The 13,661-nt window shown below is 57.8% G+C and carries 9 protein-coding genes; 5 read left to right on the top strand and 4 right to left on the bottom strand.

What is annotated here, in order from left to right:
- Positions 1–67 precede the first annotated feature (67 nt).
- Positions 68–1,996: an ATP-dependent zinc metalloprotease FtsH gene (gene ftsH / locus ACX3P5_RS01845; RefSeq protein WP_094122268.1), complete on the bottom strand. Its 1,929-nt coding sequence runs from the start codon at positions 1,994–1,996 to the stop codon at positions 68–70.
- A 113-nt stretch (positions 1,997–2,109) separates the two neighbouring features.
- Positions 2,110–2,739 carry a 23S rRNA (uridine(2552)-2'-O)-methyltransferase RlmE gene (gene rlmE / locus ACX3P5_RS01840; protein WP_031375418.1) on the bottom strand — a complete coding sequence of 210 codons (630 nt, stop codon included), beginning with the start codon at positions 2,737–2,739 and terminating at the stop codon, positions 2,110–2,112.
- Between the two features lie 127 nt (positions 2,740–2,866).
- On the opposite strand from rlmE, the gene yhbY reads away from it, so the two are divergent.
- Positions 2,867–3,160 (top strand): ribosome assembly RNA-binding protein YhbY, encoded by a 294-nt coding sequence (yhbY, locus tag ACX3P5_RS01835; RefSeq protein ID WP_008925418.1) that lies wholly within the window; start codon positions 2,867–2,869, stop codon positions 3,158–3,160.
- 106 nt (positions 3,161–3,266) lie between these two features.
- Here yhbY and greA read toward each other — a convergent pair whose 3' ends face one another.
- Positions 3,267–3,743: a transcription elongation factor GreA gene (greA, locus tag ACX3P5_RS01830; RefSeq protein ID WP_094122267.1), complete on the bottom strand. Its 477-nt coding sequence runs from the start codon at positions 3,741–3,743 to the stop codon at positions 3,267–3,269.
- 248 nt (positions 3,744–3,991) lie between these two features.
- Between greA and dacB the strand changes: the two genes are divergently transcribed.
- On the top strand, positions 3,992–5,425 hold the full coding sequence (gene dacB / locus ACX3P5_RS01825; protein WP_233985460.1) for a serine-type D-Ala-D-Ala carboxypeptidase: 1,434 nt from the start codon (positions 3,992–3,994) through the stop codon (positions 5,423–5,425).
- Between the two features lie 251 nt (positions 5,426–5,676).
- On the opposite strand, the gene ACX3P5_RS01820 is transcribed toward dacB, so the two are convergent.
- Positions 5,677–7,932, bottom strand: a complete 2,256-nt coding sequence (locus tag ACX3P5_RS01820; RefSeq protein WP_233985461.1) for a TonB-dependent siderophore receptor — start codon at positions 7,930–7,932, stop codon at positions 5,677–5,679.
- A gap of 252 nt (positions 7,933–8,184) precedes the next feature.
- Between ACX3P5_RS01820 and fes the strand changes: the two genes are divergently transcribed.
- The 3 genes from fes (at position 8,185) to ACX3P5_RS01805 (ending at position 13,630) form a co-directional block, all read left to right on the top strand.
- Positions 8,185–9,402: an enterochelin esterase gene (gene fes / locus ACX3P5_RS01815; protein ID WP_336755935.1), complete on the top strand. Its 1,218-nt coding sequence runs from the start codon at positions 8,185–8,187 to the stop codon at positions 9,400–9,402.
- Positions 9,403–9,501: 99 nt separating this feature from the next.
- Positions 9,502–9,711, top strand: coding sequence for an MbtH family protein (locus ACX3P5_RS01810; protein WP_233985463.1), 210 nt, complete (start codon positions 9,502–9,504; stop codon positions 9,709–9,711).
- Positions 9,704–13,630 carry an amino acid adenylation domain-containing protein gene (locus ACX3P5_RS01805; protein WP_458968204.1) on the top strand — a complete coding sequence of 1,309 codons (3,927 nt, stop codon included), beginning with the start codon at positions 9,704–9,706 and terminating at the stop codon, positions 13,628–13,630. Before ACX3P5_RS01810 ends, ACX3P5_RS01805 begins: the two co-directional genes overlap by 8 nt.
- Positions 13,631–13,661 lie beyond the last annotated feature (31 nt).

Raw genomic sequence — 13,661 nt, 5'->3', positions numbered from 1 at the left:
TTGCTGATCAATATCTGGATGTAAAAAACCCCGGACCAGCCGGGGTTTTGTCTGACGAGGTGACGTCTTATTTATCGAACTGCTCTGACATGGTATTGCCTGGGTTTGGCGTACGCGGTTCATCGACCGGACGCGGCGCCTTTGGCGTGCCGTTGCTGTCAGAGTTGCTGCTGCCTGGGTCTTCCCAGCCCGCTGGCGGACGCACTTCGCGGCGCGCCATCAGGTCGTCGATCTGTGGTGCATCAATGGTTTCATACTTCATCAGCGCGTCTTTCATCGCGTGAAGGATGTCCATGTTCTCACCCAGAATGCGGCGAGCACGCTGGTAGTTGCTGTCGATCAGGTGTTTAACTTCCTGGTCGATAATGCGGGCAGTTTCATCGGACATATGTTTCGCTTTCGCGACGGAACGTCCAAGGAACACTTCACCCTCTTCTTCAGCATACAGCAGTGGACCCAGTTTCTCTGAGAAGCCCCACTGCGTCACCATGTTACGCGCCAGGTTAGTCGCGACTTTGATGTCGTTCGACGCACCGGTAGAAACACGTTCCGCACCGTAGATGATCTCTTCGGCCAGACGACCGCCGTACAGCGTTGAAATCTGGCTTTCCAGTTTCTGACGGCTGGCGCTGATCGCGTCGCCTTCAGGCAGGAAGAAGGTCACACCCAGCGCACGACCGCGCGGAATGATGGTCACTTTGTGCACCGGATCGTGCTCTGGCACCAGGCGTCCGATAATGGCATGGCCTGCTTCGTGATACGCGGTTGACTCTTTCTGCGCTTCCGTCATCACCATGGAGCGACGTTCCGCACCCATCATGATTTTGTCTTTCGCTTTCTCAAACTCAACCATCGACACCACACGCTTGTTCGAACGGGCAGCAAACAGCGCCGCTTCGTTGACAAGGTTAGCCAGGTCAGCACCGGAGAAGCCCGGCGTACCACGCGCAATGATTGCTGCATCTATATCGGTCGCCAGCGGCACACGGCGCATATGCACTTTCAGAATCTGCTCACGGCCACGTACGTCTGGCAAGCCCACCACAACCTGACGGTCGAAGCGGCCTGGACGCAGCAGCGCCGGGTCAAGCACGTCAGGACGGTTAGTTGCGGCGATAACGATAATGCCTTCGTTACCTTCGAAACCATCCATCTCAACCAGCATCTGGTTCAGCGTCTGCTCACGTTCATCATGACCACCGCCTAAACCTGCGCCACGCTGACGGCCTACCGCATCGATCTCATCGATAAAGATGATGCACGGCGCGGCTTTTTTGGCCTGTTCGAACATGTCACGCACACGGGATGCGCCGACACCGACAAACATTTCAACGAAGTCAGAACCGGAGATGGTAAAGAAAGGCACCTTCGCTTCACCGGCAATTGCTTTCGCCAGCAGGGTTTTACCGGTACCCGGAGGACCGACCATCAGCACGCCTTTCGGAATCTTACCGCCCAGCTTCTGGAAGCGGCTCGGTTCACGCAGATATTCCACCAGCTCGGCGACTTCCTCTTTCGCTTCGTCACACCCGGCAACGTCGGCGAAAGTGGTTTTAATCTGGTCTTCCGTCAGCATGCGGGCTTTGCTCTTGCCGAAGGACATCGCGCCCTTGCCGCCGCCGCCCTGCATTTGACGCATAAAGAAGATCCACACACCGATCAGCAGCAGCATCGGGAACCACGAAATGAAGATCGAGGCCAGCAGGCTTGGCTCTTCCGGTGGTTCGCCAACCACTTTGACGTTTTTGGTCAAGAGGTTATCGAGCAACTTGGGATCATTGACAGGAATGTAGGTGGTATATTTATTGCTGTCTTTTTTAATAACGTTAATTTCACGCCCGTTAATACGTGCCTCGCGGACCTGATCCTGGTTCACTTCCGACAGGAAGGTTGAATAATCAACCCTACGGCCATTCGACTCGCTGGGCCCAAAGCTCTGGAATACTGACATCAGCACGACCGCGATGACTAACCAGAGAATCAGGTTTTTCGCCATGTCACTCAAGGGATTAACCTCATATTACAACGGTGTTAACAGATAGCGTAGGGTACTATAGATCCTTCATACATGGAATCGCAGCAAAACTGCGGACTTCTCCAGCAATTTGGTTATAGTTTGCGCCCAGTCGCCACAATGTACACTTCACGTGAACGTGACCGTGAAGCGTCCGGCTTACGAATTTTCACTTTCGTAAACAGGGAGCGAATTTCCCGCAGGTATTCATCGAAGCCATCTCCCTGAAACACTTTCACTACAAAGCTGCCGCCAGGTGCCAGGATATCCCGACACATTTCCAGCGCCAGCTCGACTAAATACATCGACCGGGGAATATCTACGGCAGGTGTACCACTCATGTTCGGTGCCATATCGGACATGACAACCTGAACTTTCTGATCGCCGACGCGCTCAAGCAGCGCATTGATCACCGATTCTTCACGAAAATCGCCCTGAAGGAAATCGACACCGACAATCGGATCCATAGGCAGGATATCACAGGCAATAACGCGCCCTTTGTTCCCAATTTGCTGTACCACATATTGTGACCAGCCACCGGGTGCAGCACCCAGATCTACCACGGTCATGCCGGGTTTGAAAAGCTTGTCACCCTGTTGTATTTCATCAAGTTTAAACCAGGCGCGCGAACGCAACCCTTTTTTCTGCGCCTGAAGCACATATTTATCGCTAAAGTGTTCCTGGAGCCAGCGGCTGGAGCTGGCCGAACGCTTTTTACCCGTCATAATATTTCCAACTAAATCGTCATCGTAGCGATAAACCTGCACGCAATGGGTTGCGTCGATTTGGTGATATACCCGAGATGGCGGTAGAATGAACCGTTTTCAATCCCTGAGTAAGTAAAAAACTACGATGAATCTAAGTACCAAACAAAAACAGCACCTCAAGGGCCTCGCCCATCCGCTCAAGCCAGTGGTTATGCTGGGTGGTAATGGCCTGACCGAAGGCGTGCTGGCCGAAATCGAGCAGGCTCTGGCCCATCACGAACTGATCAAGGTGAAAATTGCCTCAGAAGATCGTGAAACAAAGCAGCTGATCGTTGAGGCTATCGTGCGTGAAACCGGCGCCAGCAACGTACAGGTGATCGGCAAAACGCTGGTGCTGTATCGCCCTTCTAAAGAGAGCAAAATTTCTCTGCCACGTTAAGTGGGCAAAGAAAGTGCCATGCTCTTACCTCAGATAAAAGGCCGCAATGCGGCCTTTTTCCTTTCTTTACATTGTGCTTTAACGCTTTTCAAAGCGTAGCAACATCTTAAAGGTATTCCACCTTCAGGATTTCATATTCAACATCGCCGCCAGGGGTTTTGATAATGGCCACATCATCGGCCTCTTTACCCACCAGGCCACGTGCCATCGGTGAATTGACCGAAATCAGATTTTGCTTAAAATCCGCTTCGTCATCACCCACGATACGATAGGTCGACTCTTCATCGGTCTCGATATTCAGCACGGTAACCGTCGCGCCGAAAATCACGCGGCCGGTTTTTGGCATCTGGGTCACGTCAATGACCTGCGCATTGGAGAGTTTGGCTTCAATCTCCTGAATGCGGCCTTCACAGAAACCCTGTTCTTCACGTGCGGCATGGTATTCCGCATTCTCTTTCAGGTCGCCATGCTCGCGCGCGTCAGCGATAGAGGCAATAATGCGCGGACGCTTCACGGTTTTCAGCTCGTTCAGCTCTTCGCGCAATCTTTCAGCGCCTCTTAACGTCATCGGAATCTGATTCATTTAAGCTCCTCGTCATCTATCCTGTTTAACGGTGTCATCCTGACCGGTGACTGCAGAAAAAAGCGTTCTGCGACGCATTAGCCCGTTTTGCAAACAAAAGAATCCTGACCCAGAAAGCATTCCGGGCCAGAAAAGGGTTTTGCAATTTGATACGTATTTTACCCCAGAGTTCACTGCGGGTCATCGTTTACTTTCCACCGTCCAGCGACGTAGTATTGACGGCTTCACCTGCCAGTTACCGCGAGATTATGCGATTTTCACGACTTGTTACCGGATTAACCTGTGCATTTATGCTGCAGGCACAAGCAGCGCCAGTTGATGAATACATGCAGTATCTGCCAGACGGCGCCAATCTGGCGCTGATGGTGCAGAAAGTGGGTGCATCAACGCCGATTATTGATTACCACGGAAAACAGATGGCGTTACCCGCCAGTACCATGAAGGTGGTGACAGCGCTGGCGGCCTTACTGGAACTGGGCGGAGATTACCGTTTTCAGACCACCTTTGAGACCAAAGGCGCGCTGGTCGATGGCACGCTGAACGGCGATTTAGTGGCGCGTTTTGCCGGCGATCCCACATTAAGTCGCCAGGATCTGCGCAACATGGTGGCAGCGTTAAAGAAACAGGGCATCACCCATATTAAAGGCAATCTGGTGATTGATACCTCGGTTTTTGCCAGCCATGACATGGCGCCAGGCTGGCCGTGGAACGATCTGACCCAGTGCTTTAGCGCGCCGCCAGGTGCCGCTATCGTGGATAAAAACTGTTTTTCTGTCTCGCTCTACAGCGCGAATACGCCGGGCGAGAATGCGTTTGTTCGTATCGCCTCCTATTATCCGGCGCACATGTACAGCCAGGTACGCACCATCGGCCGCAACAGCGGCGAAGGACAATATTGCGAACTGGACGTGGTGCCGGGCGAACTCAATCGCTACACCCTGACCGGCTGTATGCGTCAACGCGCCGAACCGTTGCCGCTGGCCTTTGCCGTACAGGATGGCGCGGCCTGGGCGGGCGAAATCCTGAAAGCGGAACTGCGGGCGGCGGAGATCGATTACAGCGGGCATCTGGTACGTCAGTCGCAGGCCACCGAGCCAGGCACGGTGCTGGCCTCGACCCAGTCGGCGCCGCTGCATACTCTGTTGCACACCATGCTGAAGAAGTCGGACAACATGATTGCGGATACGGTGTTCCGTACCATTGGTCATCACTACTTCAACGTGCCGGGGACGTTCCGTGCCGGACAGGACGCGATTCGTCGTATCCTGAAAGCCAAAGCCAATATCGACATGGGTAATAGCATTCAGGTTGACGGTTCGGGCCTGTCGCGTCACGACCTGATTTCGCCGCAAACCATGATGCAGGTGTTGCAATACATTGCAAAGAATGACAGCACGCTGGATTACATCTCGATGCTGCCGCTGGCCGGTTATGACGGCACGCTGCAGTACCGTGGCGGTCTGCATGAGGCGGGACTGGATGGCAAAGTGTCGGCGAAAACCGGTTCACTGCAGGGGGTTTATAACCTGGCGGGCTTTATCACCACCTCCAGCGGCGCGCGGGTGGCATTCGTTCAGTTCCTTTCCGGTTATGCGGTCCCGCCGGAAGATCAGCGTACCCGCCGTATTCCGCTGGTGCGATTTGAGAGCCGGCTCTACCGCGATATCAATCAGAACAACTGATAAAGCAGAGATAAAAAATGCAGCAGGCGATCGACCTGCTGCATTTTTTTGATAAAGTCCGGTCACGTCAGCGATAAGACCGAGCCTGCACGGGAAACAGCGGCAGATCGGAAAGACGTTTAAGCCAATTTCTGGCCGCTCAGCCCGTGCCGTCCGTGGCGCGGGACGCTTCCCTTCCCTGCCCCTGTTCCCTGCGCGTGGAGCATATTAACTGCGGCAGAGTCATCCGGGTCTGGTTATCGCTAACTCCATCAGAAGCGGGTGTTGACACTCATATAGTAAGTGCGGCCCGATTCGTTAAAGGTATTGGCACCGGCACCGTAGAGATAAGCGCCCGTCGTGGCGTTACCGGTGGTCTGCGCATTGCCTTCGCGGAAGTGGCGTTTATCGAACAGGTTGTCGATCCCGACGGTGACGCTGGCATATTTATTAACGTCATAGGTGCCGCTCATGCCCACTACTGAGTAAGGGCTGACTTCATCGGTGGCGCTGCCAGTGACCGGATTGCCTTTGTAGTCATACTTTTTCGGCGTCTGTTTGCCATACCAGGTCAGCGTGGTTTGCAGCGACAGATCCTGCGTTGCCTGCCAGCTCAGCGTCGAGTTAAGCGTATATTCCGGGATCACCGACAGCCGATCGCCGGTCTCTTTGTTCTTGCTTTGCAGCATGTAGGTGAAGTTATTGTTCCAGCTTACGCTCTCTGAGAACGGCACGTTGACCGTCCCTTCCAGCCCTTCCACCACCGCTTTCGGCACGTTTTCCCATTTATAGATGTCGGTTTTACCGTTCGAAGCGGTACCGGTTGGCAGCGTGCCCGCCTCAATCTTATTGCGGTAGTCGTTGCGGAACCAGGTCAGACCGGCCTGATAACCCTCATGCTTCCACTCCAGCCCAATCTCTTTATTGATGCTGTTTTCCGCTTTTAAATCGTCGTTGCCCATCAGATAACAGGCGCCGGTGCTGGCGGCGCAGCCCTGGCCGTTGCTGTAAAGCAGGTAGTTAGGGTTGGTCTGATACAGACTCGGTGCTTTGTAGGCACGGGCTATCCCCATTTTCAGCGTGAAGTCATCGCCTAATCCTTGTGACAGGTTAAGTGACGGGCTCCAGTTATTGCCCACGATGGAGTGATGATCGAAACGCAGCGCTGGCGTCAGCATGGTGCTGTCGGTCAGTTCAATGTTGTCTTCAGCAAACAGCGAGAAGATTTCCGCCTGCGAATAGGGGCTGCGTCCGGTGGTAGCGACGCCGGGGATTGAACCGTAATTGGCCGCCTGGGTCGTCGAGGAGGGGTCCTTCATCCGCTGCTGGTTCCACTCGGTGCCGAGAGTCGCGGTCTGGTTGACCAGCCATTCGAACGGAATACTGATTTCGCTGTGCAGCAGCACATCATCCAGCTGGATGGTATTAAAGTTGCTGTTGGAGAAGATCCCTTCGGTGCCGCCCGCCAGCCCTTCATTCAGGCGCGAGTTACGGGTGTTCTCGTACTGCGCATAGGTATCGGTGCTGATGCCGTTATCCCACGCGCCGGTCCACTTCAGCGAGAAGTTCTGACGATAGAGGCGGTTGGTCTCTTCACCATATTTACTTTTCACCAGCGCATTGGTGTTGGTGTTCTGGGTATCACCGGCGTACAGGTTGCCCTGACGGCTATAGCCAGCGCCAAACTCCAGCGCCTGCATCGGCGCAAAGGCCCAGCGCAGTAAGGCGTGAACATCTTTATTCACCGAACCTTCACGGCCTGACGGGTAAGAACCGGCATAGTTGCCGGTACGCTCAGCGGCATGACCTTCATTAATGTCGTAAGCATCAGCCTGGGTTTTTGCCAGCCCGCCATACAGCCGGAAGCTAAAGTCGTCGCCTAACGGCCCTTCGAGGCTAAAGTTTGTACGCCTGGTTGCGCCTTCATCCTTATGCTGCGGCACGTTGTAATAGCCGCTCCAGGAGCCGTGCCATTGATTATCCATCTGTTTTTTGGTGATGATGTTCACTACCCCGCCTGCGGCACCGTTACCGTAACGGGCGGCGGCCGGACCGCGAATGACATCAATCCGCTCAATAAGCTCTGGCGGAACCCAGTTCGTGTCGCCGCGTGTATCACGCTCGCCCCGCCAGCCAAGACGCACCGAGTTGCGGCTGGTGACCGGCAGGCCATCGATTAAAATCAGGGTATTTTCCGGGCCCATGCCGCGAATATCGATCTGGCGATTGTTACCGCGCTGGCCACTGGTGGAGTTCCCGGTCAGGTTAACGCCGGGCATGGTACGAATGATTTCAGAGACGTCGCGCGCAGGCGGATGTTTTTTAATTTCGTCCGCGGTGATGGTGGAGACACCGGGCGCCTGAAGCGTCTGCTGAGCGGCCGTCACCGTCATGGTGGTTTCGCTGGCGGTATCGGAGGCGTTGCTGGTGATGCCTGGCTCAGCGGCTGCTGCACCGGTAGAAATGAGAGAGGTGGTGAAACCCAGTTCAATCATAATGGCTAAAGAAAGCCGGGATAACGTTTTCATTTTTTTATTCCTGGATTGCCAGCGAAAGGCTACTGCCGGCGCGCCGGTGAAAAGGTAAGTACCTTGCCTGCAACGCATTCCAGTTCTCTGCGGACCCTTATCAGGCGACCTTACACCTGGTCCAAAGCCCGATACGGCAGAGAGGATGCGCGCGCTCCCTGTAGAGCGGAAACACCCTATTGCAAATGAAAATAATTATCAATACTATTATTCCTAACATGCATGACCCTAATCAAGTGCAGTGATCAACTGATGGCGCGTATGACGTGGTTAAATGAAGTGACCGGCAGTGACGCTTGGTGGCAACAGCAGCAGCAACAGGGCATTCCCCTGATTGAACCCGGTGAAGAAGGCACCTGCCAGGTCACCTTCTTCTGGCGTGATCCGCAGGGCGATGAGTCACACTCAGCCACGCGCCGCGTCTGGATCAATATCACCGGCGTGACCGATCATCATCAATCCGCTGCGCCCTCCTCCTTAATACGCGTTCCCCATACCGATGTCTGGTGGTGGCAAACCACTCTGCCCGCTGACTGGCGCGGCAGCTACTGCCTGATGCCCGATAGCCAGGCGCAGACCTTCGACGGTCAGACCGATATGCAGGCGCTGCGGCAATGGTGGCGCGAAAAATTCCCAGCGGCACAGGCTGATCCGCTTAATCCACTGCGCGGCTGGGCAGGCGGCCGTGGGATGGCGGTTTCACCGCTGCATCTGCCGCAGGCGCCCGATCAGTCGCTGTGGCGCGATGTTGATCGCGGCCATCCGGCGGATATTCCGCTGCAATCACTGTTGTGGCGCAGCGAACGGCTGGGCAATCAGCGTAACGTCTGGATTTACTGTAGCGGTGAGGCGCATCCCGCTGAACGTCCACTGGCGTTACTGCTGGATGGTCAGTTCTGGGCGCAAACCATGCCGGTTGCCGGTCCGCTCCGGCAGCTCACCGCCGCCGGCGAACTGCCACCAGCGGTCTATGTGATGATCGATATCATCGATCGCGAACACCGCAGTCGTGAACTGCCCTGCAATCCCGATTTCTGGCTGGCGGTTCAGCACGAGCTGCTGCCGCTGATTCAGCAAACCCTCTCCTGTCGGGTGGCGGACGGCAGCACGCTGGTGGCGGGACAGAGTTTTGGCGGGCTCTCCGCAGCCTACGCCACCTTAAACTGGCCGGAGACCTTTGGTGCCGCCATCAGCCTTTCCGGCTCCTTCTGGTGGCCGGAACGCGGTAACCCCAACGGCTGGCTACCGCAACAACTACAACAAGGTTTGCTGCAGGCAGCGCCGCGCCGCTTTTACCTCGAAGCAGGACGGCGTGAGCGGCTGATTCTGTCAGCGAATCAACAATTTGAGCGTGATTTAATCGCGGCCGGACATCAGGTCAGCTATCACCCGGTTGAAGGGGGACACGATGCGCTGTGCTGGCGCGGCGGCCTGCTGGCCGGACTTAAAGCAATGTGGCAATACCCCTGATTCGCTTATCTCCCCGCCTGCACGCAGCAGACCGATCGCGGTCAGCTGCGTGCAGGACGAGGCGAGATCTCGCCCGCACTGCATGGGCAGGAGACCGATATGCAACAACTCAACCCCTTTGACGATCCGCAGCAGGAATGTCGCGTACTGATTAATAATCAGCAGCAGTACAGCCTGTGGCCCGCCTTCCGGGCCGTTCCGGCAGGCTGGCAGCCGGTGTTTGGACCGCAGCCACAGGCACTTTGCCTGAGCTGGCTGAATGAAAACTGGCACGATATTCGCCCGAAGCGCGGGAGCGACGATGTCTGAGATCACCATGACCCCGAATCTGACTGAACAGAAAACGTTACCGCTGGTGGCCGCTCAGCCTGGCATCTGGATAGCAGACCAGCTCTCACCGCACGCCAATGCCTACGCGGTGGCGCACTTTGTCGAGCTGCGCGGGGCGATCAACAGCGCGCTGCTGGCCAAAGCCATCGTTGCCGGTATGCAGGAAGCGGACACGCTGAATATGGCGTTCGGCGAGCAGGAGGGCGAACCCCTGCAGTGGCCTGCGCCGCAGCGCTTTGCTGAGCCGCAGGTGATTGACCTGCGCAGTTCAGCCGATCCAGCAGCTGCGGCACGGGCGCTGATGCAGCAGGATATGTCCGGTGACCTGCGGGTGCTGAGCGGCGCGCCGCTTTATCATCACAGCCTGCTGCGGTTAAGTGACGATCACTGGTACTGGTATCAGCGTTATCACCATCTGGTGGTCGATGGCTTCAGTTTTACCGCCCTGACCCGCCGTATCGCCAATCTCTACAGCGCCTGGCAGCGCGATGAAGCGCCGGAGCCGACGCCCTTTACCCCGTTCAGTGAGGTGGTTGACGAGTACCTGCGCTATCAGCAATCCACCGGCTGGCAGCGTGATGCGCAGTTCTGGCGTGAAAAAGGCGCACAGCTCCCCGCGCCCGCCTCGCTGTCCGATCTGCCGCTGGCCGGTCAGAGCGCCAGTACCGATCTGCTGCGACATACCTTTGCGCTGGATCGCAGCGCATTTCAGACGTTGCTGGCGCATACCCGACAGCAGCAGCTCAGCGCGGCGGACACCGCCATTGCGCTGGTCTCGCTGTGGCTGGCGCGTCTCAGCGGGCAAAACGACTTTGCGGCAGGTTTCATCTTTATGCGCCGCATCGGTTCCGCGGCACTGTGCGCCACCGGTCCGGTGATCAATGTGCTGCCGATGGCGGTACACAGCGACCCGGCCCAGCCGCTGAGCGTACTGGCAGCGCAGCTGGCGGGCGAAATAAAGAAAATGCGTCGTCATCAGCGCTACGATGCCGAGCAGGTGCAGCGTGATCTTGGCCGCTCTGGCGACAGCGATCCGCTCTACGGACCGGTCATCAACCTCAAGATGTTCGATTACCAGCTCGATTTTGCCGGTATTGAAGGCGTAACCCACCAGCTCGCCTCCGGCCCGGTGCGCGATCTGGAAATTGCTATCTACCTCAGCGAACAGGGCGATGTGACGCTGGAGCTGCTGGCAAACGCAGAGCGCTACCGCGAAACGACCCTGAAGCAGCACGCCAGCCGCTTTGCGCTGATGCTGTCACAGCTGGCCGCCAGTCCCGACGCTCCGTGCGGCGAACTGGATATGCTGACGCCCGCTGAACATCAGCAGTTAGCGGCTCTCAATAACACCACGATGCCATTGCCGGCGGAGACGCTGAGCAGCCTGCTGTTCAGCCAGGCACAGCGTACTCCGCTGGCACCGGCGCTGGCGGATGAGGCGCATCAGCTCAGTTATCAGCAGATGCAGCAGCAGGTCGCGGCGCTGGCGCAGCAGTTGGTTGCGCAGGGCGTGGCGCCGGGCGATATCGTCGCCGTCGCACTGCCGCGCTCGATCTTCCTGTCGCTGGCGCTGCAGGCCATCGTCAGCGCAGGCGCCACTTATCTGCCGCTCGACACCGGCTATCCCGACGACCGCCTGCAGATGATGCTGGAAGATGCCGCGCCGAAAACCCTGATCACCTGCCGTGAACTGGCTGACCGGCTGGCGGCCCTTTCACCGGTCACGCCGCTGTTTTACGACGCGCTGCTCACGCCGGTCCGGACGGCAATCGGACAGCAGCCGCATCCACAGGATGGCGCTTACCTGATCTATACCTCCGGCTCCACCGGTCGGCCAAAAGGAGTGCTGGTCAGCCATCAGGCGATCGTCAACCGCCTGCTGTGGATGCAGGATCACTATCCACTCAGCAACGATGATGTGGTATTGCAGAAAACCCCGAGCAGCTTCGACGTGTCGGTCTGGGAATTTTTCTGGCCGCTGATAACTGGCGCACAACTGGTGATGGCCCCGCCAGACGCGCATCGCGATCCGGAGGCGCTGCAACAGCTGTTCGCCCGCCACCGCGTTACAACGACCCATTTTGTTCCGTCGATGCTGGCTGCCTTTGTCGCCACGCTGCAGGATGATGATGCCGTGGCGCGCTGCGCGACGCTGCGCCAGGTATTCTGCAGCGGCGAAGCGTTACCGGCCGATCTGTCACGTCAGTGGCAAACGCTGACCCAGGTCGCCCTGCACAATCTCTACGGTCCGACCGAAGCAGCGGTGGATGTCAGCTACTACCCGGCATCGGGTGAGGAACTGGCGGCGGTCGAAGGTGCCAGCGTGCCGATTGGCTTCCCGGTGTGGAATACCGGCTTACGGATTCTGGATGCCGGTCTGCAACCGGTGCCGCCTGGCGTGGCCGGCGATCTCTATCTGACCGGCGTACAGCTGGCACACGGTTATCTGGATCGTCCCGACCTGACCGCCAGCCGTTTTGTTGCTGACCCATATGGCGACGGCAGCCGGATGTATCGCACCGGTGATGTTGCTCGCTGGCTGAGTAACGGTGCCGTTGAATACCTTGGCCGCAGCGATGATCAGCTCAAAATTCGCGGCCAGCGCATTGAACTGAATGAGATCGATCACGCCCTGGCTGCCCTGCCCGGCGTGGCGCAGGCGGTAACGCACGCACGGGTGCTGGGCGGCGGAAACGATCAGCAGGGTGATGCCCGTCAGCTGGTGGGCTATGTGGTGGCGGATCAGCCGATTGATGCCGCAGCGATGCGGCAGGCACTGGCGACGCAGTTACCGGCACATATGGTGCCGGTCGCCATTGTCCAGCTGGCCGCGTTACCGCTCAGCAGCAACGGCAAGCTGGATCGTAAAGCGCTGCCGCTGCCAGCAACGCAAACCGCAGACGCCGGGCGCGCCCCGCATCCGGGGCTGGAAACCACGCTGGCGCAGGCGTTTGCCACCCTGCTGGAGCGGGAGTCGGTCAGCGCCCAGGATGATTTCTTCGCTCTCGGCGGCCATTCGTTACTGGCGATGCGGCTGGCGGCACAGTTGCGGCGTCGCCTCAATCAGCCGGTTTCGGTCGGCCAGATTATGGTTGCCGCCACGGTGGAAAAACTGGCGGCCTTGCTGAGCAGTGAACCGGCTGAGGCCAGCCGTGCCGGTTTTGAAGCGGTGCTGCCGCTGCGGCGCGGCAACGGGCCGACGCTGTTCTGCTTCCATCCGGCATCCGGCTTTGCCTGGCAGTTCAGCGTGCTGCAACGCTATCTCGATGCGCGCTGGTCGCTGCTGGGTATTCAGTCGCCAGACCTCGCCAGTCCGCTCAACCAGGCACCGCATCTCGATGCGGTGTGTGAAGCGCACCTGGCAACGATTCGTCAGCAGCAGCCGCACGGTCCTTACTATTTCCTCGGCTATTCGCTGGGCGGAACGCTGGCGCAGGGTATCGCGGCGCGGCTGGAAGCAGCAGGTGAAACCGTCGCCTTCCTCGGCCTGCTGGACACCTGGCCACCGGAGACGCAGAACTGGGATGAGAAACGCGGGGAAAACGTGCTGGACCCGGCGGTACTGGAAGAGGTGAACCGGGAGCGCGAACAGTTTATCGCCGCGCAGCGCCAGCAGGCGGGCGAAGGGATGGAGGCGCTGTTTACCACCATCGAAGCCAACTACGCCAGCTCGGTGCGACTGCTGGCCACCGCCCGCAGCGCGCACTTTACCGGTCGTGCCACCCTGTTCCTGGCGCAGCAGACGCAGCAGCCCGGTCAGGATGCCCGTCGCGCCTGGTCGCCCTACGTCGCCGAACTGGAGATCTGGCCGCTGGATTGCGCCCACGTCGAGATCATTTCGCCGCGGATGTTTGAGCAGATTGGGCCACGTCTGCAGCAGTTGCTGTCAGCGTTTTAATCTGTCGGCGCGCGGCTGAGTGCTGCGCGCC

The organism is Pantoea sp. S-LA4, assembly GCF_054482835.1.
The sequence above is the reverse complement of the archived record's forward strand: the minus strand, read 5'-3'. Positions and strand labels throughout refer to the sequence as shown.

Excerpts from the sequence above, each read along its gene's own strand:
- ftsH (WP_094122268.1), bottom strand. The coding sequence starts at position 1,996 with ATGGCGAAAAACCTGATTCTCTGGTTAGTCATCGCGGTCGTGCTGATG.
- ACX3P5_RS01810 (WP_233985463.1), top strand. The coding sequence starts at position 9,502 with ATGCAACAACTCAACCCCTTTGACGATCCGCAGCAGGAATGTCGCGTA.
- yhbY (WP_008925418.1), top strand. The coding sequence starts at position 2,867 with ATGAATCTAAGTACCAAACAAAAACAGCACCTCAAGGGCCTCGCCCAT.
- ACX3P5_RS01820 (WP_233985461.1), bottom strand. The coding sequence starts at position 7,932 with ATGAAAACGTTATCCCGGCTTTCTTTAGCCATTATGATTGAACTGGGT.
- dacB (WP_233985460.1), top strand. The coding sequence starts at position 3,992 with ATGCGATTTTCACGACTTGTTACCGGATTAACCTGTGCATTTATGCTG.
- ACX3P5_RS01805 (WP_458968204.1), top strand. The coding sequence starts at position 9,704 with ATGTCTGAGATCACCATGACCCCGAATCTGACTGAACAGAAAACGTTA.
- greA (WP_094122267.1), bottom strand. The coding sequence starts at position 3,743 with ATGAATCAGATTCCGATGACGTTAAGAGGCGCTGAAAGATTGCGCGAA.
- fes (WP_336755935.1), top strand. The coding sequence starts at position 8,185 with ATGGCGCGTATGACGTGGTTAAATGAAGTGACCGGCAGTGACGCTTGG.
- rlmE (WP_031375418.1), bottom strand. The coding sequence starts at position 2,739 with ATGACGGGTAAAAAGCGTTCGGCCAGCTCCAGCCGCTGGCTCCAGGAA.